Here is a 25,219-nt window from a genome sequence, read left to right as displayed (position 1 = left end):
ACAACCGCGGCCAGGTGCTCTACCGGATCGCCGAGATGCTGGAAGGGCGTCGCGAGCAGTTCGTCGCCGAGGTCGTCGCTGCCGAAGGGGGCGGGGCTGACGCAGCCGCGGCACAGGTGGACGCCGCGATCGACCGCTGGGTCTGGTACGCCGGCTGGAGCGACAAGTACGCCCAGGTGGTCGGCGGGGCGAACCCGGTCGCCGGGCCGTACTTCAACTTCTCGCTGCCCGAGCCGTCCGGCGTGGTGGCCATCATCGCCCCGCAGGAGTCCTCGCTGCTCGGGTTCGTCTCGGTGGTCGCGCCGGCGCTGACCACCGGCAACACCGTGGTGGTGCTGGCCTCGGCGGACCGGCCGCTGCCGGCGGTCTCGCTCACCGAGGCGCTGGCCACCTCCGACCTGCCGGCCGGGGTGCTGAACCTGCTGACCGGGTTTCCCGACGAGCTGGCCCCGTGGCTGGCCAGCCACCGCGACGTCAACTGCCTCGACCTGACCGGTATCGCGCCGGCCGACCGGGTGCCGCTGGCTCAGGCAGCGGCCGGCAACGTCAAGCGGGTGCTGGCCCCGGCAGCGCTGGATCTCGCGGCCGACCCCGGCATGTCCCGGCTGGCTGCCTTCGTCGAAACCAAGACCGTCTGGCATCCGCTGGGGGTCTGAGCCCACCGCTGCTTGCCCCGGGGTTCGGGGAAGGACGCCCAACCGGCTAAGTTGCCTATCATGCCGTCCTTCGCCGATCCGATCGTCGCCGTCTCGCTGGCCGCCAACGGGCGGACCGGCCTCACCCTGTTCGCCCCGCCCTGGGAGGACGCCGACGGCGAGGAGTGGCAGGGCTTCCTCGGTGACGGGTCCAAGATCGTGCTGCTGGGCACCCCGGACGAGCTGAACACCTGGCTCGGCGATCACCCCGACCACGACCTGGCCGACCACCCGGCCTGGAAGGCGTTCGTGACCAGGGGCAAGCGAGCGCTCTCGCCGGCGCCGGAGGCCCACTACGACTTCGACCGGGTCTACGAGCTGGCCGCCGGCGAGCCGGACGCCGAGACGGTGTCGGAGCTGGCCGACACCATCGATGTCGCGGCCCGGATCGCCGACTGCTGCGAGGACGGCAAGCTGCGCGCGCTGCTGACCGGCACCCGCGAGTACGCGCTGCTGGTCGAGGGCGAGACCGGCTACTCCGGCAAGGACGGCGCCCCGGAGTGGACCCAGCTGGGGGACGTGATCGCCAAGACGTGGGAGCGGGCGCTGGTCCGGATCGAGACCTGGCTGCGCTGGGAGGGCTCCAGCGTCACCCCGGTGACCGCCGTCGAGGAAGACGCCGCTCTGGATGTCGACGCCGATGACGAGACCCGCTGAGCACACCGCCGCCGAAGCGCAGCGACTGCTCACCGAGGGCGCGCTGTCGGCGCTGGAGCTCACCGACTTCTACCTGGACCGGATCGACCGGCTGAACCCGCGGCTGAACGCGGTGCTCGCCCTGGACGCCGACGGCGCCCGGGCAGCCGCCGCGGCCAGCGACGCCCGGCGCCGCGACGGCGCGCTGGCCGGACCGCTGGACGGGGTGCCGATCCTGGTCAAGGACAACATCGAAGCCGTCGGGCTGCCCGCCACGGCGGGGTCGCGGGCGTTGCTGGACTCCCCGCCCACCGCCGACGCCCCGCTGGTGGACCGGTTGCGCCGCGCCGGGCTGGTGCTGCTCGGCTCGACGAACCTGTCCGAGTGGGCCAACTTCCGCTCCACCGCCTCGACCAGCGGCTGGAGCGCGGTCGGCGGCCAGACCCGCAACCCGTTCGACCCCGACCGCAACACCTCGGGCTCGTCCTCGGGCTCGGCGGCGGCTATCGCGGCCGGCCTGGCGCCGCTGACAGTGGGGACGGAGACCGACGGCTCGATCGTCTCGCCGGCCGGGGTGTGCGGCGTGGTCGGGTTCAAGCCGACGCTCGGCCGGGTGCCCGGAGCGGGCATCGTCCCCATCAGCTCCCGGCAGGACATCGCCGGCCCGATGGCTCGCACGGTGTCCGACGCCGCGCTGCTTTTCTCAGTACTGGCGGGCAGCCCTCCGGCAGCCGAGCCATCCGGGCTGGCCGGTCGGCGGCTCGCGCTCTGGCGGCCGGAGGACATGACCGAGGAGGTCACGGCCGTCTTCGAGACGGTGGCAGGCCTGCTCGGCGACGCCGGTTGCGTGCTCAGCGACGCCCGGGCCCCGGTGTCCAGCCCGTTCGAGGACGCCGAGTTCCAGGCGCTGCTGGCCGAGTTCTCGGTGGAGTTGCCGGCCTACCTGCGCGCCCGGCCCGGCCCGCATCCGCACGACTGGGCGGGGCTGCTGGCCTTCAACCGGGCCGACGAGGTGGAGCTGTCCCGGTTCTCCGACGAGATCTTCGGACTGTGCTCAGAGCTGCAGGGCGGCACCGAGTCCGAGGAGTACCAGCAGCACCGGCGGACCGCCGACGAGGCCTGCGCCGGTGCGCTGGCCGACGTGCTGGGCGACTGCGAGTTCGCGCTGGCCCCGACCAACTCCCCCGCCTGGCCGATCAGCTACGGGGACGCGCCGGAGCACGGCCTGCTGACCTCGTCGCTGTGCGCGGTGACCGGCTCGCCGTCGGTCAGCCTGCCGGCCGGGATGGCGGCTGGCCTGCCGATCGGTGTCAGCGTGCTCGGCAGGCGGGGCAGCGACGAGCAACTGCTGGCCTTCGCCGCCGAGCTGCAGGCGGCGCTGCCCCGGCTGGCCTACCCGCTGGACTGAGCCCGAGCGCTGAGTTCTGCATCGGGGTATCGCCGAACATCTTGCGACCTCCAGCGCGGGCTCATCCCCTCACGCCCGAACCGGTGTTATCGCCGGTAGCGGTTGGCCTGGTACTCGGCCACCCACTTGCGGGAAGACATCCAAGTGCCATCAGGCTGCTTCTGCGCGCGTAGCCGGCCACGATGCGCCGCGACGCGCAGCGCGGCCGCGCTGAGTCCTGTCTTCTCGTCTGCCAGGCTGGCCAATGGCACCAGCCGGGTGGGTCCGGCGACGGCGGGCACGACGAAGCGATACAGGTTGCTCGTCACGGCGCGGGCGATATGTTCTCCGAGCGGGCCGCAGTCTCCGTTGTCAGCTTTGCGCATCGCGGCGAGATATTTGGTGCGTTCATTCTTGAAAATGATCGCGGGCGGATAGCCCAACCGAGCGAGGATAAGGTTGAGCAGCAAGCGACCGGTGCGACCGTTGCCGTCCAAGAACGGGTGAATGCGTTCGAAGGCGTTGTGCGCATGCGCGAGCCGCTCAGCGAAAGGCTCCTCCTGTGGGCTGCGGAGGTGGTCGACGGAATCGACCCAGTCGCGCATGAGCGCGTCGATCTCGGTGAAGGATGGCGGCTTCATCCCCTCCGGGAACGGTTCGATCTCGTGCTCACGCCAGTTGCCCGGGCTCTCGGACGGATAGGCGTGCGGGTGCGGGGCCACGTTCCACACCGGGGTCATGACCCGGTAATGCACGGACCTGACCTCCTGCAGCGACAGCAACTGTCCGGTCGTCCAGTCACCCGGTTCGACCCCTTGCCCGTACACCCACTGGGCGGCATCGGCGTATCCGATGACCTCCATGTACTCACGCAGCTCCTTGTCGCCTACTGCGCGGCCCTCGTCGAGTAGCTTGCGCACTTCGCTGAGCACGAGCGTGTTGCCCTCGATGGCGGTGGAGTGATGCGCCTCCTGGTGCCAAATCTCCGCCCAGATGTTCTCCGCCTCTACCGGTGATGGCAGACCGCCGAATCGACGGCTCAGGTCCGCGACAGCCTCTTCGAGCCGGGCATAGACCGACTGACGGGAAGGACGGCCACGCGGCACGAGAACTCCAAAGTGTTCGGCACTGGGTTAATTAAATATACCGAACAAATGTGAAGTTGTCGCGCGTGCCCTAAAGAAATCGAACCGAACACATTCGGCCGAGCATCCCCGCGACCCGGCTCAGAGGTTGAGCGCGTTGTAGCCAGGCTTGATCTGGCCGTTGATGATCGCCAGCCGGTCGTCGAACGGGATGAAGGCGCTCTTCATGGCGTTGATGGTCAGCCACTGCAGGTCCGACCAGGTGTAGCCGAAGGCCTCGACCAGCAGCGCCATCTCCCGGGTCATCGACGTCCCGCTCATCAACCGGTTGTCGGTGTTGACCGTCACCCGGAAGTGCAGCCGCCGCAGCAGGCCGATGGGGTGCTCGGCGATCGAGGCCGCCGCGCCGGTCTGGATGTTGGACGACGGGCACATCTCCAGCGGGATCCGCTTGTCCCGGACGTACTGCGCCAGCCGGCCCATCTCGGCCGAGGCGACCTGCTGCTCCAGGCTCGGGCCGGTCGCGGAGATGTCGTCGATGATCCGGACGCCGTGTCCGAGCCGGTCCGCGCCGCACCACTGGATGGCCTCCCAGATCGACGGCAGCCCGAACGCCTCGCCGGCATGGATGGTGAAGTGGAAGTTCTCCCGCCGCAGGTACTCGAAGGCGTCCAGGTGCCGGGTGGGCGGGAATCCGGCCTCAGCCCCGGCGATGTCGAAGCCCACCACGCCCCGGTCGCGGTAGGCCACCGCCAGCTCGGCGATCTCGCGGGACCGGGCGGCGTGGCGCATCGCGGTGACCAGCGAGCCGATCCTGATGGACTGGCCCTTCTCCGAGGCCGCCTGGGCGCCGTGCGCGAACCCCTCCAGGGTCGCGTCCACCACCTCGTCCAGGCTCAGGCCCTCGGTGACGTGCTGTTCCGGCGCCCACCTGATCTCGGCGTACACCACGCCGTCCTCGGCCAGGTCCTGGGCGCACTCGCTGGCGATCCGGTGCAGGCCCTCCCGGGTCTGCATCACCGCGACGGTGTGGTCGAAGGTCTCCAGGTAGCGCACCAGCGAACCGGAGTTCGCCGACTCGATGAACCACTGGCCGAGCTTGTCGGCATCGGTGCTGGGCAGCTTCTGGTACCCGATCGCCGACGCGAGATCGATGATCGTCTGCGGTCGCACCCCGCCGTCGAGGTGGTCGTGCAGCAGCACCTTGGGCGCGGTCCGGATGGTGGTGGGGTTCAGTTCGGTCGGCATGACCACACGCTAGTCGCACATCGCGGGCGGTGCGCGGCTCCGCACTCTGACCCACTATGGCGGCCCTTCTTGCCCTTGTATGAATTTTCTGTGAGGATACATATTGACAATCTAATAATGGGGGCACTGATGGCTGCTCGAATACGTCTTTCCTGGGCAGCTGTCACGCTGCTGGTCAGCGTCACGGGAATCACCGCCCCGCAAGCACAGGCAGCCAGTCGCGCCGGGTCGCCAGCACTGCTTGCCCCCGGATCACCGGTTGCCAGCGGATCACCGGCTCTCACAGCGCTGAACGCCGCGCCGTCAGTGGCCGGCGCGTTCGGTGTGCTGGCCTCGACCCGGGTGCTGGACACCCGGTCCGGGATCGGCGCGGCCAAGGCGCCCGTGGCCTCCGGCGCGACCCGGGCCGTCAAGGTCACCGGTGTCGGCGGGGTGCCGGCCACCGGGGTCTCAGCCGTGGTGGTCAACGTGGTCGCCACGGCAGCGACCAAGCCCGGCTATCTGACCGGCTGGGCCAGCGGCACCACCCGCCCCCGCACCTCCATTCTCAACTTCGCAGTCGCCCAGCCCATCGCCAACGAGGTCGTGATCCCGGTCGGCGCCGACGGCAAGATCGCCCTCTACAACGGCGCCCCCGGCACCGTCCACCTCGTCGCCGACCTCGCCGGCTACTACCGCTCCGGAACGCCGTCGACGGCCGGTGCGTTCGGCGTGCTGCGCTCCAGCCGAGTGCTCGACACCCGGTACGGGATCGGCGCGGCCAAGACGCCGGTGGCCTCCGGCGCGACCCTGACCGTCAAGGTCACCGGTGTCGGCGGGGTGCCGGCCACCGGCGTCTCAGCCGTGGTCGTCAACGTGGTCGCCGTGTCAGCGACCAGATCCGGCTGGCTGACCGGGTGGGCGAGCGGTGCCACCCGCCCCGACACCTCGATCATCAACTTCCCGACCGGGCAGGCCATCGCCAACGAAGTCGTGCTCCCCGTCGGCGCCGACGGCAAGATCGCCCTCTACAACGGCGGCCCCGGCGCCGTCCAGGTCGTCGCCGACCTCGCCGGCTACTACCGCTCCGGAGCGCCGTCAGTGCCCGGCGCGTTCGGTGTGGTGCGCCCGATCAGGGTGCTGGACACCCGGTTAGATAGCGGCGCGGACCAGGGGCGTCCTCTGCGAGCCGGCGCAACCCTGGCCGTCCAGGTCGCCGGCTTCCACGGAGTGCCGACCGCCGGCGTCTCCGCCGTGGTCGTCAACGTAGTCACCACGGCAGCGACCAAGCCCGGCTACCTGACCGGCTGGGCCAACGGGACCACCCGTCCCCGCACCTCGATCATCAACTTCGGAGCCGGCCGGGCCATCGCCAACGAAGTCGTGCTCCCCGTGGGCGCCGACGGCAAGATCGCCCTCTACAACGGCGCCCCCGGCACCGTCCACGTCGTCGTCGACCCCGCCGGCTACTACCGCTCCGAAGCGTCCCTGTCCTGGACGGGACCGCACCAGGTGGCTCACAGGCAATCGGGTGAGGTGAGTGTCTCGTGTGCCGCTGTCAACTTCTGCATGGCCGTCGACCGTTTCGGCAACGCCTTGCGCTGGAACGGTAGCGCCTGGAGCGCACCCCAGCTCATAGGCGAGGGGGCTGATGTCATCGACTGCCCTACCACCACATTCTGTGTCGCCGTGTCCATGAGCGGGTATGTCGCAACCTTCCGCTCCGGCAATTGGACCCACGCTCGACTGTACGATGAGTTCGGCTTCCCCGCGCCGGTGGCCCTGTCGTGTGCCTCTGCAACGTTTTGTGTCCTTATCTGGAATGGGCGCGTCCTAGTGTTCAACGGCTCGTCGTGGCTCGAACAAACGTCCCGCGTTCCCGATGCCGTGTCCTGCCCCACGAACACCTTCTGCGTGGCGGTCGGTCCGAACGGGTTCGCAGCCCATTCCACCGATGGAGCAACCTGGACTGGCTACGGCCAGATCGCCTCGGGAGCAGACCTGCACTCCGTCTCCTGCGTCTCGGCGCAGTTCTGCATGGCCGGCGTAGGCAATGGGAAGGTGACCACGTTCAACGGCACAACCTGGTCTGATCCACAGACGGTCGTTGAGGCCGGCGGTCCGAATGTCCCTCTCGATCCGATCATCTGCGTCAGTACGACGTTCTGTCTGGCGTTCGGGCAGTCGAGCACGTACGTCTACGACGGGAACTCCTGGAGCGGCCCTTCCGCCTTGGCAGCCGAAGGGGCTGTTATGGCATCCTGCGGCTCGCCGACCTTCTGCACGGCGTTCGCCGGCGACGGCGACAATTACCGGTTCAACGGCGCCGCGTGGTCAGGACCGACGCCGGTCCTGCCCTACCAGGGCATCCTGTGGTCGGTCTCCTGCCCGTCCATCAGCTTCTGTATGGCTGCGGATGGAAGCAACACCTACACCTTCAACGGCAGCGCCTGGTCTGCTCCGATGCAAGTGACCCATGACTCTGACTGGAACGTCGGCCCGGCGCAGGTTTCCTGCACGTCTGACAGCTTCTGCCTCGCAGTGCCGATCAACGGCGGCAGCAGCAGTTGGACCTGGGACGGCGCCCATTGGACGGCGCATGCCGATCTGACACGCAGAAATTTCTCCGGTCTGAGCTGCGTCTCGCCGACATTCTGTCTCGGCGTCACCCATGACAACCTCGCGTACACCTTCAACGGCACAGGATGGTCCGCCGGCAGTTCGGTGAAGGACAGCAATACCCTGACCAGTGTCTCGTGCGCGACGACCTCCTTCTGCATGGCCACGGACTACAACAGCGCCTTTGTCTTCAACGGCACGACCTGGTCTGGCGCCACGCATGTGTCCGATGCTGAGCTATCTGTGGTTTCGTGCCCGAGCACGACCTTCTGCATGGCGCTCGATGATTCGGAGGGTTCGCATATCTACAACGGCACGACATGGTCGTCTCGACAGTTGCCCAGCTGGGGGTGGCGTGACGTGTCTTGCAGCAGTTCGACATTCTGCGCCGCGTTCACTGTCAATGGCGACGAAGTGTTCACCTTCGACGGGACATCGTGGGGAGCTAGTACTCCGCTGGATATCTCGCCTTTCAGCGTGATCTCCTGCGCCGCCGCCAGAACCTGTGTCGTGGTGAATCAGGACGGCCAAGCGTTCTACTCATCGGCGCCATGACGCCTGGACAGCGCCTAGAATCGCGGCCATGACCGCTGCGAACGAGACGTCACCGCACTCCGAAGCCGCTGAGTCGGCTTCCGAAACCGCCCCCGCCGAGGGCACCACCTCCCACGACATCCCGCTGCCGGCCGGGCTGGCCAAGCCGATGGCCGAGGACTGGGACCCCGCGCCGCTGATGCCGCACCCCGCCAGCCGGGCCGGGACGCCGTCAGCCGGTGCGGCCACCTTCGCCCGGAACCGGGCGGCGCTGTCGGCGGCGTTCGGCGGACAGCTGGTGGTCATACCGGCCGGCCCGCTCAAGGTGCGCTCCAACGACACCGACTACGGCTTCCGCGCCTGGTCGGCGTTCACCTGGCTGACCGGCGAGACGGTCGAGGGCGCGGTGCTGGTGCTGGCCCCGTCCGGCGCCGGCCCCGAGTCCGGCCACACCGCCGCCCTGTACGTGCGCGAGTACGAGGGCCCCGGCACCCCGGGCTACTTCACCAACCGCGTCCACGGCGCGCTCTGGGTCGGCAACGTGCCCACCGTCGCCGACACCGAGGCGGTGCTGGGCCTGACAACCCGGCCGCTGTCCGAGCTCGGGCGCGACCTCGAGGCCCACCGCGGCCGGCCGGCGGTGGCGCCGCGCGGGATCGACCCGGCCGTCGACGCGCTGCTGCCCGACGCCGAGGCCGGGCAGCTGGCGCAGGTGATCGACGAGCTGCGGATGGTCAAGGACGACTGGGAGGTCAGCCAGCTGCAGGCCGCCTGCGACGCGACCGCCCGCGGCTTCGCCGACGTCGCCGCAGAGCTGCCCGCGGTGCTCGCCTCGGGTGGCCGGCGCGGCGAGCGGTGGCTGGAGGGCACCTTCTGGCGGCGGGCCCGGTATGAGGGCAACGAGGTGGGGTACAGCTCGATCGTGGGCGCCGGCCAGCACGCCACCACCCTGCACTGGTGGCGCAACGACGGCGACCTGGCGGACGGGCAGTTGCTGCTGGCCGACATGGGCGTCGAGGTCGACTCGCTGTTCACCGCCGACGTCACCCGCACCATGCCGGTGAACGGCGCCTGGACCGACACCCAGCGCAAGCTCTACAGCGCGGTGCTCGAAGCGCAGGAGACCGCCATCGCCGAGGTGAAGGCCGGCGCGGACTTCCTGGCCGCGCACCGGGCCGCCATGTGGGTGCTGGCAGATCACCTGCACTCCTGGGGGATCTTGCCGGTGACCGCGGACGTCTCGTGCGCCACCGACGTCGAGGCGCCGGGCGCGGGCCTGCACCGCCGCTACACGCTGCACGGGGTGAGCCACATGCTGGGCATCGACGTGCACGACTGCGCCGCGGCCAGGGAGGAGAACTACTTCAGCGGCCGGCTGGGCGCCGGGTACGTCCTGACCGTGGAGCCGGGCCTGTACTTCCAGCCCAACGACCGGTCGGTGCCGCCGGAGTGGCGCGGCATCGGCATCCGGATCGAGGACGACATCCTGGTCACCGACGGCGCGCCGGTGAATCTGTCCGGCGCCCTGCCCCGCCAGCCGGACGAGATCACCGCCTGGATGCGCGAGGCGCAGTCCCGTCCGGCCCGGCCGTGACACCTGTCTGCACGGGCGGTCCTGACAGGCGATGACGTCCGGATTCTCGGGCGACCTGGTGGTGCCGCCCGGTCGCGGGCTGCCGGCCGGGTTGACGGTGCCCGGCAGCGAGCTGGTCGAACGGTTCTCCCGCTCCTCCGGGCCGGGCGGCCAGGGGGTCAACACCACCGACAGCCGGGTCGAGCTGCGCTTCGACATCCTGCGCTCGAGCGCGCTGACCGAGCTGCAGCGGTCCCGGGCGCTGGCCCAGCTGGCGCCCCGGCTGGTGGACGGCGTGCTGAGCATCACCGCCTCCGAGCAGCGCTCCCAGCTGCAGAACCGGCTCGCCGCCCGGGCCCGGCTGGTGGCCTACCTGAGCGAGGCGCTGGCGCCCCCGCCGCCGCCGCGCCGAGCCACCCGGCCGTCCCGCGGCGCCAGGCAACGGCGGCTGGACGTCAAGAAGCAGCGGAGCCAGATCAAGGCCGGCCGGGCCCGGGTGCAGGGCCGGGAGGACTGACCGGGCCGCCAGACCCGGCCCGCTCGCCGTTCGGCCCTACCGGGCCGCCAGGCCCGGCTGCTCCGTCGGGGCTGGCGGCGCCGTCCGGATCAGCAGCCTCGTCAACACCGGCCTGGTATCCGGGAAAGCGCTCCGGCAACCGGCGCAGGTGGCCGCTCATCGAGCGGTACAGCAGGTAGGTCGCGATCAGCAGCAGCAGCACCACGAACAGCCCGATCGGGCTGCCCTTGCCGGTGTCCGACGCTGCCAGCACCGCCGCGGTGGAGGTGCTCACGTCGCGCGCGCCTTCTCCCGCACACCGGCGAACAGGTCGTCCTCGGGGATGTCGGTGTCCACCAGCGACCGGGCCAGCTCGAACTGCTCCCACGGGAAGACCTCCCGCTGGACGTCCAGCGGCACCTTGAAGAACCAGCCCTGCGGATCGACCTGGGTGGCATGGGCGAGCAGCGCCGCGTCCCGGCGGTCGAAGTGGTCGGCGCAGTAGACCCGGGTGGTCACCTTCGGCATCCGCATGGTGGCCGCGCGCTCCTCCCAGTCGGCGAGCCATTCCCCGTACGGCGACTCGATGCCACGCTCGACCAGGGCGTTGTGGAAGGCCTCGACCCGCTCCCGGGAGAACGTCACGTCGTAGTAGAGCTTCAGCGGCTGCCAGGGCTCTCCGGCATCGACGAAGGCCTCCGGGTCACCGGCCGCCTCGAAGGCGGCCACCGAGATCTCGTGGCAGCGGATGTGGTCCGGGTGCGGGTAGCCGCCGTTCTCGTTGTAGGTCGTCACCACATGGGGACGGAACCGGCGCATCACCTCCACCAGGCTGCGCGTCGCCTCCTCCAGCGGCGCCAGCGCGAAGCAGCCCTCGGGCAGCGGCGGCAGCGGGTCGCCCTCGGGCAGTCCGGAGTCGACGTAGCCCAGCCAGTGGTGTTCGAAGCCGAGGATCCGCTGGGCCTGCGCCATCTCCGACCGGCGGATCTCGCGGATGTTGTCCTCGATCTCCGGACGCCCCTTGAGCGCGGGGTTGAGCACGTCGCCGCGCTCGCCACCGGTGCAGCTGACCACCAGCACCTGCGCGCCCTCATCGACGTAGCGGGCCATCGTGGCAGCGCCCTTGCTGGACTCGTCGTCGGGGTGGGCGTGCACGCACATCAGCCGCAACTGCTCGCCGGAGCCTGCCCCGGTAGCGTCGGAAGCTGCCTGTCGAGCCGGGGAGGACCCGGTAACTGGCGGTTCGGCGATCACAGGAACAGAAGTATCGGACACCCTTCCATTGTTCCCGATGGGTCGGACAACCCCTACTCGCGGGGGGCTTGGCGGCAGACCCGACGGTCGGACGGGCCGGGTCGGGTCGGGTTCACCCACGGCGAACCTCCGGTCACCATTTCGGCGAACCACGGGCGCCGGTGTTACGTTTTCCCTTCGAAGCAACCGCCCGCAACCCCCGATCCGGGCGCGGCCCTGACTGGCGCAGCATTGGAGAGTTCCCGTGAGTACCGGTACCCCGTCGACCAGCTGGCTTACCCAGGAGGCCTACGACCGCCTGTCGAGGGAGCTTCAGGAGCTGATCGCCAACCGGCCCGCGATGGCCCAGGAGATCAACGCCCGCCGCGAGGAGGGCGACCTGAAGGAGAACGGCGGCTATCACGCCGCCCGCGAGGAGCAGGGCAAGCAGGAGGGCCGGATCCTGCAGCTCACCAAGCTGCTGCGCGAGGCCAAGGTCGGCGAGGCGCCCACCAGCGAGGGCACCGCGGGTCCGGGAATGGTGGTCACCGTCCGGTTCGGCGACGCCGACGGCTCCGATGAAGACGACGTCGAGACGTTCCTGATCGGATCGCGGGAAGAGGCCGGCACCACCGACCTGGACGTGTACTCCTCGGCCTCGCCGCTGGGCCAGGCGCTGACCGGCGCCAAGGAGGGCGACCATGTCTCCTACTCCACGCCCACCGGCAAGACCCTGACGGTCACCCTGCTGAGCGCCAAGCCGTACCGCGGCTAGCCGACTCGGTCCAGCCCCTCGTGACGTAGCCGAAACCGGGGTCGGCGACGTAGCGTCGAACGGTGACTACAGCACCAGAAATAACCACGCTGGGTGAGCTTCGCGCCTCCGGGCATGTACACCGCGTCGTCAAGGCCGAGATCCGGCAGAACCTCATCGCCCGGTTGGCGGCCGGCTTGCCGAGCCTGCCCGGCATCGTCGGCTTCGACGAGACGGTGGTGCCCGAGGTGGAGCGCGCGCTGCTGGCCGGCCACGACATGGTGCTGCTCGGCGAACGCGGCCAGGGCAAGACCCGGTTGATCAGGACGCTCACCGGGCTGCTGGACGAGTGGACGCCGGTGATCGCCGGGTCCGAGCTCAACGAGCACCCCTACGCCCCGATCACCGTGGGCTCCCGCCGGTTGCTGGCCGAGCTCGGCGACGCGCTGCCCGTCAGCTGGAAGCACCGCAGCGAGCGCTACGGCGAGAAGCTCGCCACCCCGGACACCTCGGTCGGCGACCTGATCGGCGACATCGACCCGATCAAGGTCGCCGAGGGCCGCTCGCTCGGTGACCCCGAGACGGTGCACTACGGCCTGGTGCCCCGGACCAACCGCGGGATCTTCGCGGTGAACGAGCTGCCGGACCTCGCCGAGCGCATCCAGGTCTCGATGCTGAACGTGCTCGAGGAACGCGACATCCAGGTGCGTGGCTACCAGTTGCGGCTGCCGTTGGACCTGTTGCTGGTCGCCAGCGCCAACCCCGAGGACTACACCAACCGCGGCCGCATCATCACCCCGCTCAAGGACCGCTTCGGCGCCGAGATCCGTACCCATTACCCGATCGAGCTCGACGACGAGCTGCAGCTGATCGCCCAGGAAGCCGCGGTGCTCTGGGACGGCGGCGATGCCGACCGTGGCGACGGGACCGCGCACGGCGCCCCGCTGGTTCCCTCGCACCTGCTGGAGGTGGTGGCCCGGTTCGCCCGCAACGTCCGCCAGGCCCCGCAGGTCGACCAGCGCTCGGGGGTGTCGGCCCGGTTCGCGATCGCCGCGGTGGAGACGGTGGCTGCCTCCGCTGTCCGGCGCGCCGCGATCAACGGCGAGCCGGTCGCGGTCGCCCGGGTCTCGGACCTGCCGGCCATCGTGCCCGCCTCCCGCGGCAAGGTCGAGTTCGACGACACCGACGAGGGACGGGAGTTCGAGGTGCTGGAGCACCTGCTGCGGCGTGCGGTCGCCGAGACCGGCCGGGCCAGGCTGGCGGGCCTGGATCTGCGGCCGCTGCAGCAGAAGTTCGACTCGGGGCTGCTGGTGGAATCCGGCGACACGGTGTCGGCCGACAAGCTGCTGGAGCAGCTCGGCACCATCCCGGGCCTCGCCACGCTGCTGGAGCGGCTGGAGCCCGACAGCGTCCACGAAGGCCCGGCGACCGTCGGAATCGCCGCCGCGGCCGTCGAATTCGCGCTGGAGGGGCTCTATCTGAACAAGCGGTTGGCCAAGGAGTCCGCCGGTGGCAGAACGGTGTACGGCGCATGACCGGGCCGTCCCTGCCCAGGCCGACGGGCCTGGTGACGCCATGACCATCCGGTACGGCGCCTGGCACGGCGGCGCCGACCCGTTGGAGCCGCCCTACGACATCCGCCAGGCGCTCGACGAGATCGGCGACGACGTGCTGGCCGGGATGTCGCCGCGGGCCGCGCTCAACCGGCTGATGCGCTCGGGAGTGGACGGCCGCAGCGGGTTGGACGCGCTGCGCCAGCGGGCCCGCAACTCCGCGCGCAAGCTGCGCAACACCGGGCGGCTGGACGGCACCCTGAACAAGGTGCGCCAGCTGCTGGACCAGGCGCTGGAGAGCGAGCGGGCGGCGCTGTTCCCGGACCCGTCCGATTCGGCGCGGCTGGCCGAGAGCGAGCTCGACGCGCTGCCCGCCGACACCGCCCGCGCCGTGCGGGAACTGGCCGATTACCAGTGGCGCTCTCCCGAGGCAGCCGCGGCCTACCAGCAGATCTCGGAGCTGCTGCGCTCAGAAGTGCTCGACGCGCAGTTCGCCGGGCTGCGCGACGCCCTGGCCAATCCCGACCCGCGCGCCATGGAGCAGATCCGGCGGATGCTGGCCGACCTCAACGACCTCCTCGATGCCGACGCCCGCGGTGAGCACACCGACGCCGACTTCGCCGACTTCATGGCCAAGCACGGCCAGTTCTTCCCCGACAACCCGGCCAACCTCGCCGAGCTGATCGACTCCCTCGCCCGGCGCGCTGCCGCCGCCGAGCGCCTGATGAACTCCCTCACTCCGGAACAGCGGGCCGAGCTCGGCTCGTTGATGGACCAGGCGCTGAGCCGGGACGGCCTGGGCGATCAGCTCAGCCGGTTGCAGCAGTCGCTGCGGGCTGCCCGTCCGGATCTGCCGTGGGGCGGCTCGGAACGCATGTCCGGCCAGCAGGATCTCGGATACGCCGACGGCACCCAGGCCCTTGCCGAGCTCGCCGATCTGGACGAGCTGGCCGAGCTCGCCGGCCAGGACTATCCCGGCGCCAGCCTCGCCGACATCGACGAGGACCTCGTCGAGCGGGCCCTGGGCCAGCAGGCGGTCGAGGACCTGGACCAGTTGCGCCGGATCGAGCGCGAATTGCAGCGGCAGGGCTATCTCGAACAGGGCGGCCGCGGCCTGGAGCTCAGCCCGCGAGCGCTGCGCAGGCTCGGGACCACCGCGCTGCGCAAGGTGTTCGCCGCGCTGGAGTCCGGTGGCCGGGGTGACCACGACGTGCGCGATGCCGGAGCAGCCGGCGAGATCACCGGCGCCAGCAGGGAATGGCGTTTCGGGGACGAGCAGCCGCTGGACGTGGTGCGCACCGTGCGCAACGCGGTGCTCCGCTCCGGGCCGGGCCGGCTGCGGTTGAGCGCCGAGGACTTCGAGGTGGTCGAGACCGAGCGCCGGTCCTCGGCCGCCGTGGCCCTGCTGGTCGACATGTCGTACTCGATGGAGCTGCGCGGCACCTGGGGCGAGGCGAAGACCACGGCGCTGGCGCTGCATTCGCTGGTCAGCACGAAGTATCCCCAGGATGCCATCGAGATCATCGGATTCTCCGACTACGCCCGCACCATGACGCCCCGCGATCTGGTCAACCACGACTGGGAACGGGTGTACGGCACCAACCTGCAGCACGCGCTGATGCTCGCCCGCCGGCATCTGGACAAGCACCGGGGCGCCGAGCCGGTGATCCTGGTGATCACCGACGGCGAGCCGACCGCGCACCTGGCCCCGGACGGCTACTCCGACTTCTGCTGGCCGCCGTCGAGGGAAACGATCGCGGCGACGCTGGCCGAGGTGCAGCGGTGCACCCGGCGCGGCGCCACCATCAACATCTTCATGCTCGACGACGAACCCCGGCTGGTGGACTTCATGCAGGAAGTGGGCCGCCGCAATGGCGGACGGGTCTTCCTGCCGAAGTCCGGCGCGCTCGGCGAGTACGTGGTGGCCGACTACCTCAAGGCCCGCAACGGACGTCGCCGAGCCGGCTGAGGATGTGGTGGCCCGGCAGCCGCCGAGCCACCACCATCTCAACGACCGTTCTTCGCCGGAGCCTTGCGAGCGGTGGTCTTGGCCGGAGCCTTCGCCGCAGGCGTCTTGGTCGCCAGGGTCTTGGCCGCCGCGGTCTTGGCCGGAGCCTTCGCCGCAGGCGTCTTGGTCGCCAGGGTCTTGGCCGCCGCCGTCTTGGACGGAGCCTTCGTCGCGGTGCTCTTGGTGGCAGTGCTCTTGGCCGCGGTGCTCTTGGCCGGAGCCGCCGTCTTCGCCGCCGTGCTCTTGGCCGCAGTGGTCTTGGCCGGAGCCGCCGTCTTCGCCGCGGTGCTCTTGGTCGCCGTGCTCTTGGCCGCCGTGGTCTTGGCCGCGCCGGCCGACTTGGTGGCCGTGCTCCGAGCCGGGGTCGCCTTGGCAGCTGTCGACTTGGCGGCCGGGGTTGCCTTGGCGGTGACCTTCTTGGCCGGCGCCTTGGCTACCTTGCGGCGGCCGGCGACGATCTCCTTGAATTCGGTTCCCGGACGGAAGGCTGGAACCGAGGTCTTCTTGACCCGGACCTTGGCGCCGGTGGCCGGGTTGCGCCCGATACGAGCTGCCCGGTCACGCTTCTCGAAAGCGCCGAAGCCCGTAAGGATCACCTTCTCACCCTTGACGACGTTGGCGTAGACCTCGTCGGTGATCGCATCCAGGATGGCTGCGGTGGACTTGTGGTCTGCATTCAGTCGAGCCGCTACGGCATCGATGAATTGGGTCTTGTTCAAGCTCATCCTCCCAATGTGTTGTGATTCCAACGGAAAGTGTGGCACCAATTGATCATCAATGTGAAATCTTGGCCCGATTCGTGTCGCGAGTCTTTTCCGGCCTTCACCGGCCCGGTTCGGCTGTAGCGGAGATTAACCAATCGCGATAGGCATATTCGGCTTCAGCGCGCTAACCTGGCCAGGTGAAGACATCTTTGTCCGTCCGGCAGATCCCGGCCGCCGAAAGCCGTGAATTGCGCCGATCGGTGCTGCGTCCGGGCATGCCCAGCGGCAGCGAGCAGCCTGGTGAGGACCAGCCGGGCGTGGTGCACGTCGGCGCCTACGACGGCGAGAACCTTCTCAGCACCTGCCTGATATTTCCCGAACCGTGCCCCTGGCTACCCGAAGAGCGCGCCTGGCGGCTTCGGGGAATGGCCACCGATCCACAGCGTCGCGGCAGCGGCGCCGGAGCTGCGGTGTTGCAGGAGACCAAGCGAATCGCGCTCGCGGCCGGGGCCACCGTGATGTGGTGCCTGGCGCGTGAGACAGCGGTCACCTTCTATCTGCGCCATGGTTGGGCAACATTCCAAACGGTGTTCGACACCGACCTGGGGCCGCATCAGCGAATGTGGCTGCGACTGGCGCCGACGCCTGAGAAAGCGCCCTGAAAGAACCCCGCTGAGACGACCTCGCTGAGACAACCCCGCTGAGACAGCGCCCTGAGAAAGCGCCCTGACTCAGGCGCCGCGGAGCCGCCGGGCGCCGGCGTCCTGCATCGTGATCGGCGGGGCAATCCGGATCCGCGCGCCGAGCACGTGCGCGCCGGCAGCCGAGGCCACCATCGGCTCCAACGCGCATTCGATCACCTCCGGCAGGTCATCAGCCAGCCGGGACAGCCGCAGCGCGACCTCGACCAGGGCCGGGATGTCGGCCGGCTCGCCCCCGCCGTAGCCGGTCAGCAGCGGAAAGGCCTTGGGGCCGCTGATCAAATCGGCGGCATCGAGCGGCGCCAGCGGCACGACGGCGTAGGCGCGGTCCTGCAGCAGGTCGGTGGCCAGGCCGCCGACCCCGAAGGACACCAGCGATCCGAACGAGCGATCGTCGTGCACCTGCAGGATGGTGTCGATGCCGCGCGGAGCCATCCGTTGCACGCTCACCTCCGCTCGCTCGGGCAGGGCCAGCGACGCCCAGGCCTCGTCGACGTCATGAGGGCCGTTGAGGTGCAGCCGGACGGCGCCAGCGGACTTCAGCGCCACTGGCCAGCCCAGCCGCTCCGCGGCCTGGATCACCGTGCGCGTGCTCGTGGCCGGCTCGCTCGGAACCACCTCGATGCCATAGCTGGCAAGCAATCGGCCAGCCTCGTCAGGGCTCAACAGCCGCCCGTCGGGCGCGCCGGCCAGCAGACCGGCAAGGAGCTCCCGGGCGGCGGTGGCGTTCACATCGGCGAACTCCGGCAGCGGGCCGGCATCGCGGCGACGCCAGCGGGCATAGCGAATCACCTGAGCCAGGGCGCTGACCGCGCGTTCGGGCGAGGAGTAGGAGGGAATGGAGCCGGGCATCGGCGCCAGCGGGCCGGGCGCGGCGAGCGCGGCCGGCACGCCGTCGAAGCCGAGGAATGTCGAGAGCACCGGTTTCTGCTGCCCGGCAATGGCCTTGCGCAGCTCCTCGGCCACCCCCTGCTCCTGACCCCGGCGCATGGGCGGGACGAAGATGGTGACCACGGCATCGACATCCGGAGCCGCAAGCGCTTCCCGCAGCGCAGCTCCGAACTCGCCGGCGCCAGCGTCGGCCCCGACATCGACCAACCGCGCCAGCTCCATGCCCGCCGTGCCCAGCGCGTCGGCGACCAGCATCCCCAGCGCCGTGGAATGGCCCACCACGGCAACCCTGTTCCCCTCGGGCAGCGGTTGGGTGGCCAGCAGCAGGGCGACGTCGAAGAGCTCGGCCAGGGTATCGGTCCGGATCACCCCCGAGGCCTCGAACAACGCCTGGACGCTGGCTTCGGGCACCTCCACCGAGGTGTGCCGCAAGCCGGCCACCGTCGCGCTCCGGCCGCTCTTGACGGCCACGATGGGTTTGCGCCGGGCGAACCGGCGGGCGATCCTGGCGAACTTGCGGGGATTGCCGAAGCTTTCCAGGTACAGCAGGGCGATCTCGGTCGCCGGGTCGCCTTCCCAGTACTGCAGCAGGTCGTTGCCCGACACGTCGGCCCGGTTGCCGGCCGAGACGAAGCTCGAGACACCGAGGCCGCGGCGGGCTGCCTCGCCCAGCACCGCGACGCCGAGCGCCCCGGACTGGCAGAAGAAACCGGCTCGGCCGGCCGGTGGCGCGACCGGCGCCAGCGAGGCGTTCAGCGCGACGGCCGGATCGGTGTTGATGATCCCCAGGCAGTTCGGGCCGATCACCCGCATGCCGTGCGCCCTGGCTCGGGAGACCAGCTCGCGCTGTGCCCTGGCGCCCTGCAGCCTGGCCTCGGCGGCGCCGGTCTCGCCGAAGCCGGCTGACATCACCACCAGCCCGCGCACTCCACGGGCGCCGCACTGGGCCACCACCTCGAGAACATCCGCGGCCGGAACGGCGAGCACGGCCAGATCGACCTCGCCCGGGACGTCGGCGATGCTCGGGTAGGCCAGCGTGGCGCTGATGGAACGGGCCTGCGGATTGACCGGGTAGATCGGCCCGGTGAAGCCGGACCGTTGCAGGTTGCGCACCACCAGATTGCCGACCTTGGCCGGATCGGCGCTCGCGCCGATCACCGCCACCGAGCGCGGGGACAGCAGCCGGTGGATCGACCGGGAGTCGGCCCGCAGCTCGCGCTCGCGCATCACCTTCTCGGTCAGCTCGGTCGCGGCGATGTCGAACTCCAGGGTCACCTGGCTGCCGTCGCGGTGGCGCGCCGGCTGGTAACCGGCGTCGAGGAACACCCGCAGCATGGCGGTGTTCTCGGCCAGCACCAGCGCCTCGAACCGGGTGATGCCCAGCTCCCGCGCGATGTCGGCCAGATGCTCCAGCAGCACCGACCCGATCCCCCGGCCCTGATGGGCATCGGCCACCACGAACGCGACCTCCGCGGCCGTGCCCGGCGTCACCGGGTCGGGACCGGGCAGCCGATCGAAGCGCCCGACGGCAATGACTTCGCTGCCCAGCCAGGCCGCCAGCGCGACCCGGTCGACGTGGTCGACGTGCGTGAACCGGATCAGGTCCCGCTGCGGGATCGTCGGGTAGGGGGAGAAGTAACGCAGGTAGCGGGTCCGCACCGACAGCCCGGCGTGAAAGGCCACCAGCGCCTCGGCATCGGCCGGCGAGATCGGCCGCAGGTGCACCGTGGCGCCGTCGGCCACCACCACGTCGGCCTCCCAGCCCGGCGGGTATCCAGGCTGAGCCTCGCCCGGTGGCCGCGGGCCGGTCACCGCAATCCCGGTGGGCTAGTCACGGGGATCAAGGGGATCCAGGCCCAGCAGCGGGAAGCTGGCGTTGCGGGTCGCCCAGATCGAGCGGTCCAGCCAGGACTCGCCGCCCGGCGTCCACAGCTGCGGTTCGGGCTCGCGTCCCTCTCCCATCAGCTGGGGCAGCGCGGCGGCGGCCACCCCGCGCCGGCGCAGTCCGTCCGACCAGGACGACGGGATCTCGGTGCGCGGATCGATCGGATGCCCGGTCATCTCGGCCAGCAGGTGCGTCCAGGTGCGTGGCACGCAGCGCAGCACCCCGTAACCGCCGCCGCCCATGGCCAGCCACCGGCCGCCGGCCACCCGGTGCGCGAGCTGGTGCAGCGCCACGTAGGCGGCCCGCTGGCCGTCGATGGTGAGGGCCAGGTCCGCCAGCGGGTCCTCGTGGTGGGTGTCGCAGCCGCACTGGGTCACCAGGACGTCCGGGCCGAACGCGGTCACCGCGCCCGGCACCACCGCGGCGAACGCCCGCAGCCATCCCTCGTCGGAGGTACCCGGCGGCAGGGCCAGGTTCACCGCGGTGCCCTCGCCGGGCCCGGCGCCGACGTCACCGGGCGATCCGGTTCCCGGGTACAGCGTGCGGGGATCCTGGTGCATCGAGATGGTCAGCACCCGGGGATCGTCGTAGAAGGCCGCCTCGACGCCGTCGCCGTGGTGGACGTCGATGTCGATGTAGGCCACCCGGCGGGCCCCTGCGTCCAGCAGCGTCCGGATCGCCAGCACCACGTCGTTGAACACGCAGAACCCGGCGGCCGAATCCCGCATCGCGTGGTGCAGGCCGCCGGCGATGTTGACCGCGTGCCGGGCCGCGCCGCTCCAGACCCGCAGCGCGGCCTGCCGGGAGCCGCCGGCGATCAGCGCGGCGGCCTCGTACATCCCGGCGAACACCGGGTTGTCCGCGCTGCCCAGCCCGAAACCCTGATAGCCGGGATCGGCGCCCGCGGCCCGGACCGCGGCGAGGTACTCGGCCCCGTGCACGCTCAGCAGCTCGGGCTCCTCGGCAGGCGCCGGCTCCAGCACCGTCAGCTCGTCCAGCACGCCCAGGCTGCGGGCCAGCGACATCGTCAGCTCCAGCCGGACCGGCGCCAGCGGATGCTCGCCGAAGTCGTATCCGAGGTAGCCCTGCCCCCACACCAGGGTCGTCCGGCAGTCTGATCCGAGGTCCTGTGGCCCGCCCATGGGAATTGACGGTAACCCTCGCCGACGCGGGCTTCATCTCGGCATCCGCAGACGTCTGATGACAGGCGTTGTCCCGGTGTGTCGCGTCTGCGGCGGGGGTGCTTGGCTAGGCGTGTGAGGTTGGACATACTCAGGCGCGACTGTTGGTCAACGTCATACGATTTTGGCGTCGGATGGAAGAGTCAACATGCCGGTCTCTGTCGAGCTCAGGACGCTGAACCGCGCGGTGGAGGATCTCCGGACGGCCGTCACGCCACCGCGCGGCAAGTACGGTGACGTGCCGACTGTGATGCGGCTTCGCAACGATCTCGAACGGCTCGAGCTGGACGTGCCCGATGTCTGCTCGCTGCCGCCGACTGGCCTGGGAGGAACCCCGATCGAGATGCACCAGCTGACCGACGAGCCCTATGACGCGGCCATGTGGGCCGAGGACGCCGACCACGAGGGGCTGGGCGGCTACCGGGGAACCGCGCGATGACCAAGGCAGATCCCACCGACCGGGCGACCGGCGCCGGTGTCAACGCACCCGGGCGCGCCCGGATCGGCGCCCGGACGCTGCGCACCGACCGCTGGTGGATGCCGCAGCTCATCACGGCCGCCGTGCTGGGGCTGTTCGCGATCTACGCGACCGCGCGGGCGTTCCAGAACGGCGACTACTACTCCGAGCCGTACCTGACGCCGCTGTACTCGCCGTGCCTGAGCGTCGAGTGCGTGCCGCACTCCAGTGACTTCGGCACCCCGATCGGCAGCTGGTTCCCGCTGTCGCCGGCAATCATCATCCTGATCTTCCCGCTGGGCTTCCGGATGACCTGCTACTACTACCGCAAGGCCTACTACCGCGCGTTCTGGCTGTCGCCGCCGGCCTGCGCGGTCGCCGAGCCGCACGCCAAGTACACCGGTGAGACCCGGTTCCCGCTGATCCTGCAGAACATCCACCGCTACTTCTGGTACGCGGCGATGGTGTTCTCGGTCATCCTGACCTACGACGCGATCCTCGGTTTCCGCGATGAGCAGGGCAACTGGGGACACATGGGCCTGGGCACCATCGTGCTGCTGATCAATGCGGCGCTGATCTGGGCGTACACGCTGTCCTGCCACTCCTGCCGGCACATCGTGGGCGGGCGGCTGAAGCACTTCTCCCGGCACCCGCTGCGGTACTGGGCCTGGGGCAAGGTCTCGGTGCTCAACGCCAAGCACATGCAGCTGGCCTGGGTGTCGCTGGTGTGGCTGGTCGTCACCGACTTCTACATCTTCCTGCTGGCTCGTGGCGTCTTCAGCGATCCCCGGTTCTTCTAGGGCCGCGCTGCGCTGAGTCGACATTCTCCCCACGACCGCTGAACAACTTCACCCCTGAGGGACTCCTGCGAAGATGACCGAATATGAAGAGCACCGCTACGACGTCGTGATCATCGGCGCGGGCGGCGCCGGCCTGCGTGCCGCCATCGCCGCCCGCGAGGCCGGGCTGCGGACCGCGATCATCTGCAAGTCGCTCTTCGGCAAGGCGCACACGGTGATGGCCGAAGGCGGCATCGCGGCCTCGATGGGCAACGTCAACTCCAAGGACAACTGGCAGGTGCACTTTCGCGACACCATGCGCGGCGGCAAGTTCCTGAACAACCCGCGGATGGCCGAGCTGCACGCCAAGGAGGCACCGGAGCGGGTCTGGGAGCTGGAGACCTACGGCGCGCTGTTCGACCGGACCGCCGACGGCCGGATCAGCCAGCGCAACTTCGGCGGCCATGAGTACCCGCGGCTGGCCCACGTCGGTGACCGCACCGGCCTGGAGCTGATCCGGACCCTGCAGCAGAAGATCGTCTCGCTGCAGCAGGACGACGGCAACGGCGTCGCCTCGGACGGCAAGCTCAAGGTGTTCGCCGAGCTGACCGTCACCGAGCTGCTGCTCGACGACGGCGGCGCCATCGCCGGGGCGTTCGGGTACTGGCGGGAGTCCGGCCGGTTCGTGGTGTTCCGGGCGCCGGCGGTGGTGCTGGCCACCGGTGGGATCGGCAAGTCCTTCAAGGTCACCTCGAACTCCTGGGAGTACACCGGCGACGGCCACGCGCTGGCGCTGCGGGCCGGGTCCAACCTGATCAACATGGAGTTCGTGCAGTTCCACCCGACCGGCATGGTGTGGCCGCCCTCGGTCAAGGGCATCCTGGTGACCGAGTCGGTGCGCGGCGACGGCGGGGTGCTGCGCAACTCCGACGGCGAGCGGTTCATGTTCAACTACGTGCCGGACGTGTTCCGCAAGAACTACGCCGAGACCGAGGACGAAGCCGACCGCTGGTACAAGGACCCGGACAACAACAAGCGACCGCCGGAGCTGCTGCCCCGGGACGAGGTCGCCCGGGCCATCAACTCCGAGGTCAAGGCCGGCCGCGGCTCGCCGCACGGCGGGGTGTTCCTGGACGTCTCGACCCGGTTGCCGGCCGAGGAGATCACTCGGCGGCTGCCCTCGATGCACCACCAGTTCAAGGAGCTCGCCGACGTCGACATCACCAAGGAGCCGATGGAGGTCGGCCCGACCTGTCACTACGTGATGGGTGGCGTCCAGGTCGATCCCGACACCGCCGCCGCCGACGGGGTTCCCGGCCTGTTCGCGGCCGGCGAGGTCGCGGGCGGCATGCACGGCTCGAACCGGCTGGGCGGCAACTCGCTGTCGGACCTGCTGGTCTTCGGCCGCCGGGCCGGTGTCGGCGCGGCCGAGTACGTGGCCTCGCTGCAGGGCTCCTACCCGCTGGTCAATGACAAGGCGGTGGCTGCGGCGTCCGCGGCCGCGCTGGCGCCGTTCAACACCGAGTCCGGCGAGAATCCCTATACCGTGCACCAGGAGCTGCAGCAGACCATGAACGACCTGGTCGGCATCATCCGCACCGAGCCGGAGATGCAGCAGGCGCTGGACCGGCTGACCGAGCTCAAGGCCCGGGCCCGCCAGGTCAGCGTCGAGGGGCACCGGCAGTTCAACCCGGGCTGGCACCTGGCGCTGGACCTGCAGAACATGATCGCGGTCAGCGAGTGCGTGGCCCGAGCGGCATTGATCCGGCAGGAGAGCCGTGGCGGGCACACCCGCGACGACTTCCCGGCGATGAGCTCGGACTGGCGCCGGCGCAACCTGGTCTGCACGCTCACCGCCGACTCGGACGGGATGGGCGATGTCACCGTGGTCGAGAAGCCGATTCCGGCGATCCGGCCCGACCTGCTGGAGCTGTTCGACCGTGACGAGCTGGCCAAGTACCTGACCGACGACGAACTCCCCGCTGCGGGAGCAGGCCATGAGTGAGGATCGCAGCGAGGTACGAGCCGATTGCCAACAGCGACCGGGAGCGAAATCAGCGATGAGCGCTTGCGCGAAGAGCGAGGGTGGGTCATGACGTACAAGGCGAAGTTCCGGGTCTGGCGAGGCGACGCCGACAGCGGCGACCTGCAGGACTTCACCGTGGAGGTCAACGAGGGCGAGGTGGTCCTGGACATCATCCACCGGTTGCAGGCGACCCAGGCCTCGGACCTGGCGGTCCGGTGGAACTGCAAGGCCGGCAAGTGCGGCTCGTGCAGCGCCGAGGTCAACGGCCGGCCGCGGCTGATGTGCATGACCCGGCTGTCGGACTTCGCCGAGGACGAGACGATCACGGTCACGCCGCTGCGCTCGTTCCCGGTCATCCGCGACCTCGTCACCGACGTCTCCTACAACTACGAGAAGGCACGGGAGCTGCCGTCGTTCGCGCCACCGCCCCGCGACGCCGACGGCAAGCGCCGGATGGCGCAGGTCGACGTCGAGCGCGGCCAGGAGTTCCGCAAGTGCATCGAGTGCTTCCTGTGCCAGAACACCTGCCACGTCGTCCGTGACCACGACGAGAACAAGCCGGCGTTCTCCGGACCCCGGTTCTTCCTGCGGTACGCCGAGCTCGACATGCACCCGCTCGACACCCACGACCGGCGCGAGCTCGCCCAGGGTGCTGCCGGGCTCGGGATGTGCAACATCACCAAGTGCTGCACCGAGGTCTGCCCCGAGAACATCAAGATCACCGACAACGCGATCATCCCGATGAAGGAGCGCGTGGTCGACAAGAAGTTCGACCCGCTGGTCTGGCTGGGGGCG

21 protein-coding genes are annotated in these 25,219 nt (G+C 70.0%); 14 read left to right on the top strand and 7 right to left on the bottom strand.

Annotated elements, in window-relative coordinates; genetic code table 11:
• The 3 genes from VF612_RS10520 to VF612_RS10510 all read left to right on the top strand — a co-directional run.
• A partial coding sequence (locus VF612_RS10520; RefSeq protein ID WP_408659803.1) for an aldehyde dehydrogenase family protein occupies positions 1 to 656 on the top strand: 656 nt, incomplete at its 5' end.
• 60 nt (positions 657 to 716) lie between these two features.
• Positions 717 to 1,352, top strand: coding sequence for a hypothetical protein (locus VF612_RS10515; RefSeq protein ID WP_408659802.1), 636 nt, complete (start codon positions 717 to 719; stop codon positions 1,350 to 1,352).
• Positions 1,336 to 2,739 carry an amidase family protein gene (locus VF612_RS10510; protein WP_408659801.1) on the top strand — a complete coding sequence of 468 codons (1,404 nt, stop codon included), beginning with the start codon at positions 1,336 to 1,338 and terminating at the stop codon, positions 2,737 to 2,739. The genes VF612_RS10515 and VF612_RS10510 overlap by 17 nt, the downstream gene beginning before the upstream one ends.
• Positions 2,740 to 2,825: 86 nt before the next feature.
• Here the strand turns inward: VF612_RS10510 and VF612_RS10505 are convergent, their stop codons facing one another.
• Together VF612_RS10505 and VF612_RS10500 are read right to left on the bottom strand one after the other, a co-directional pair.
• The gene (locus VF612_RS10505) at positions 2,826 to 3,824 is read right to left on the bottom strand and encodes a Fic family protein (protein WP_408659800.1); all 999 of its coding nucleotides are present in this window, start codon (positions 3,822 to 3,824) and stop codon (positions 2,826 to 2,828) included.
• 120 nt (positions 3,825 to 3,944) lie between these two features.
• Positions 3,945 to 5,051 (bottom strand): adenosine deaminase, encoded by a 1,107-nt coding sequence (locus VF612_RS10500; RefSeq protein WP_408659799.1) that lies wholly within the window; start codon positions 5,049 to 5,051, stop codon positions 3,945 to 3,947.
• 117 nt (positions 5,052 to 5,168) lie between these two features.
• On the opposite strand from VF612_RS10500, the gene VF612_RS10495 reads away from it, so the two are divergent.
• From VF612_RS10495 to arfB, 3 genes are read left to right on the top strand one after another with little or no spacing between them, the layout of a single operon-like run.
• Positions 5,169 to 8,204: a hypothetical protein gene (locus tag VF612_RS10495; protein ID WP_408659798.1), complete on the top strand. Its 3,036-nt coding sequence runs from the start codon at positions 5,169 to 5,171 to the stop codon at positions 8,202 to 8,204.
• A 28-nt stretch (positions 8,205 to 8,232) separates the two neighbouring features.
• A complete protein-coding gene (locus VF612_RS10490) occupies positions 8,233 to 9,777 on the top strand; it encodes an aminopeptidase P family protein (RefSeq protein WP_408659797.1) in 1,545 nt (514 codons plus the stop codon).
• A gap of 31 nt (positions 9,778 to 9,808) precedes the next feature.
• Positions 9,809 to 10,273 (top strand): alternative ribosome rescue aminoacyl-tRNA hydrolase ArfB, encoded by a 465-nt coding sequence (gene arfB, locus VF612_RS10485; RefSeq protein WP_408659796.1) that lies wholly within the window; start codon positions 9,809 to 9,811, stop codon positions 10,271 to 10,273.
• Here the strand turns inward: arfB and VF612_RS10480 are convergent.
• Together VF612_RS10480 and mca are read right to left on the bottom strand one after the other, a co-directional pair.
• Positions 10,233 to 10,547 carry a hypothetical protein gene (locus VF612_RS10480; protein WP_408659795.1) on the bottom strand — a complete coding sequence of 105 codons (315 nt, stop codon included), beginning with the start codon at positions 10,545 to 10,547 and terminating at the stop codon, positions 10,233 to 10,235. The two genes, arfB and VF612_RS10480, sit on opposite strands and share 41 nt — an antisense overlap.
• Positions 10,544 to 11,413, bottom strand: coding sequence for a mycothiol conjugate amidase Mca (gene mca / locus VF612_RS10475; RefSeq protein ID WP_408659794.1), 870 nt, complete (start codon positions 11,411 to 11,413; stop codon positions 10,544 to 10,546). The genes VF612_RS10480 and mca overlap by 4 nt, the downstream gene beginning before the upstream one ends.
• A 337-nt stretch (positions 11,414 to 11,750) precedes the next feature.
• Between mca and greA the strand changes: the two genes are divergently transcribed.
• The 3 genes from greA (at position 11,751) to VF612_RS10460 (ending at position 15,761) form a co-directional block, all read left to right on the top strand.
• A complete protein-coding gene (greA, locus tag VF612_RS10470; RefSeq protein WP_408659793.1) occupies positions 11,751 to 12,260 on the top strand; it encodes a transcription elongation factor GreA in 510 nt (169 codons plus the stop codon).
• Between the two features lie 62 nt (positions 12,261 to 12,322).
• Entirely contained in the window at positions 12,323 to 13,774 is a 1,452-nt protein-coding gene (locus VF612_RS10465; protein WP_408659792.1) for a magnesium chelatase, read from the top strand.
• 40 nt (positions 13,775 to 13,814) lie between these two features.
• Positions 13,815 to 15,761: a VWA domain-containing protein gene (locus tag VF612_RS10460; protein ID WP_408659804.1), complete on the top strand. Its 1,947-nt coding sequence runs from the start codon at positions 13,815 to 13,817 to the stop codon at positions 15,759 to 15,761.
• 38 nt (positions 15,762 to 15,799) lie between these two features.
• Here VF612_RS10460 and VF612_RS10455 read toward each other — a convergent pair whose 3' ends face one another.
• Complete coding sequence (locus VF612_RS10455) at positions 15,800 to 16,525, bottom strand: HU family DNA-binding protein (protein WP_408659791.1); 726 nt, start codon at positions 16,523 to 16,525, stop codon at positions 15,800 to 15,802.
• Positions 16,526 to 16,713: 188 nt separating this feature from the next.
• Between VF612_RS10455 and VF612_RS10450 the strand changes: the two genes are divergently transcribed.
• Positions 16,714 to 17,166 (top strand): GNAT family N-acetyltransferase, encoded by a 453-nt coding sequence (locus tag VF612_RS10450; protein WP_408659790.1) that lies wholly within the window; start codon positions 16,714 to 16,716, stop codon positions 17,164 to 17,166.
• A gap of 69 nt (positions 17,167 to 17,235) precedes the next feature.
• On the opposite strand, the gene VF612_RS10445 is transcribed toward VF612_RS10450, so the two are convergent.
• Both VF612_RS10445 and VF612_RS10440 read right to left on the bottom strand, forming a co-directional pair.
• Complete coding sequence (locus VF612_RS10445) at positions 17,236 to 19,908, bottom strand: GNAT family N-acetyltransferase (RefSeq protein ID WP_408659789.1); 2,673 nt, start codon at positions 19,906 to 19,908, stop codon at positions 17,236 to 17,238.
• A gap of 15 nt (positions 19,909 to 19,923) precedes the next feature.
• The gene (locus VF612_RS10440; protein ID WP_408659788.1) at positions 19,924 to 21,123 is read right to left on the bottom strand and encodes an acetoin utilization protein AcuC; all 1,200 of its coding nucleotides are present in this window, start codon (positions 21,121 to 21,123) and stop codon (positions 19,924 to 19,926) included.
• A 187-nt stretch (positions 21,124 to 21,310) separates the two neighbouring features.
• Between VF612_RS10440 and VF612_RS10435 the strand changes: the two genes are divergently transcribed.
• The 4 genes from VF612_RS10435 to VF612_RS10420 all read left to right on the top strand — a co-directional run.
• The gene (locus VF612_RS10435) at positions 21,311 to 21,601 is read left to right on the top strand and encodes a hypothetical protein (protein WP_408659787.1); all 291 of its coding nucleotides are present in this window, start codon (positions 21,311 to 21,313) and stop codon (positions 21,599 to 21,601) included.
• A complete protein-coding gene (locus VF612_RS10430) occupies positions 21,598 to 22,419 on the top strand; it encodes a hypothetical protein (protein ID WP_408659786.1) in 822 nt (273 codons plus the stop codon). The genes VF612_RS10435 and VF612_RS10430 overlap by 4 nt, the downstream gene beginning before the upstream one ends.
• 73 nt (positions 22,420 to 22,492) lie before the next feature.
• Positions 22,493 to 24,403, top strand: coding sequence for a fumarate reductase/succinate dehydrogenase flavoprotein subunit (locus VF612_RS10425; RefSeq protein ID WP_408659785.1), 1,911 nt, complete (start codon positions 22,493 to 22,495; stop codon positions 24,401 to 24,403).
• Positions 24,404 to 24,490: 87 nt separating this feature from the next.
• Positions 24,491 to 25,219, top strand: a 729-nt coding sequence (locus VF612_RS10420) for a succinate dehydrogenase/fumarate reductase iron-sulfur subunit (RefSeq protein WP_408659784.1), incomplete at its 3' end; no start/stop codon positions are given.

It is taken from the genome of Jatrophihabitans sp., from assembly GCF_036388195.1.
In the GTDB taxonomy this organism is placed as follows: domain Bacteria; phylum Actinomycetota; class Actinomycetes; order Mycobacteriales; family Jatrophihabitantaceae; genus Jatrophihabitans_A.
This window is presented reverse-complemented; position numbering and strand designations above follow the sequence as displayed.

Bases quoted from the DNA above. Each gene is read 5' to 3' on its own strand.
- VF612_RS10515 (WP_408659802.1), top strand. From the start codon at position 717: ATGCCGTCCTTCGCCGATCCGATCGTCGCCGTCTCGCTGGCCGCCAAC.
- VF612_RS10510 (WP_408659801.1), top strand. From the start codon at position 1,336: ATGACGAGACCCGCTGAGCACACCGCCGCCGAAGCGCAGCGACTGCTC.
- VF612_RS10500 (WP_408659799.1), bottom strand. From the start codon at position 5,051: ATGCCGACCGAACTGAACCCCACCACCATCCGGACCGCGCCCAAGGTG.
- VF612_RS10495 (WP_408659798.1), top strand. From the start codon at position 5,169: ATGGGGGCACTGATGGCTGCTCGAATACGTCTTTCCTGGGCAGCTGTC.
- VF612_RS10490 (WP_408659797.1), top strand. From the start codon at position 8,233: ATGACCGCTGCGAACGAGACGTCACCGCACTCCGAAGCCGCTGAGTCG.
- arfB (WP_408659796.1), top strand. From the start codon at position 9,809: ATGACGTCCGGATTCTCGGGCGACCTGGTGGTGCCGCCCGGTCGCGGG.
- mca (WP_408659794.1), bottom strand. From the start codon at position 11,413: ATGTGCGTGCACGCCCACCCCGACGACGAGTCCAGCAAGGGCGCTGCC.
- VF612_RS10460 (WP_408659804.1), top strand. From the start codon at position 13,815: ATGACCATCCGGTACGGCGCCTGGCACGGCGGCGCCGACCCGTTGGAG.
- VF612_RS10455 (WP_408659791.1), bottom strand. From the start codon at position 16,525: ATGAGCTTGAACAAGACCCAATTCATCGATGCCGTAGCGGCTCGACTG.
- VF612_RS10440 (WP_408659788.1), bottom strand. From the start codon at position 21,123: ATGGGCGGGCCACAGGACCTCGGATCAGACTGCCGGACGACCCTGGTG.
- VF612_RS10435 (WP_408659787.1), top strand. From the start codon at position 21,311: ATGCCGGTCTCTGTCGAGCTCAGGACGCTGAACCGCGCGGTGGAGGAT.
- VF612_RS10430 (WP_408659786.1), top strand. From the start codon at position 21,598: ATGACCAAGGCAGATCCCACCGACCGGGCGACCGGCGCCGGTGTCAAC.
- VF612_RS10425 (WP_408659785.1), top strand. From the start codon at position 22,493: ATGACCGAATATGAAGAGCACCGCTACGACGTCGTGATCATCGGCGCG.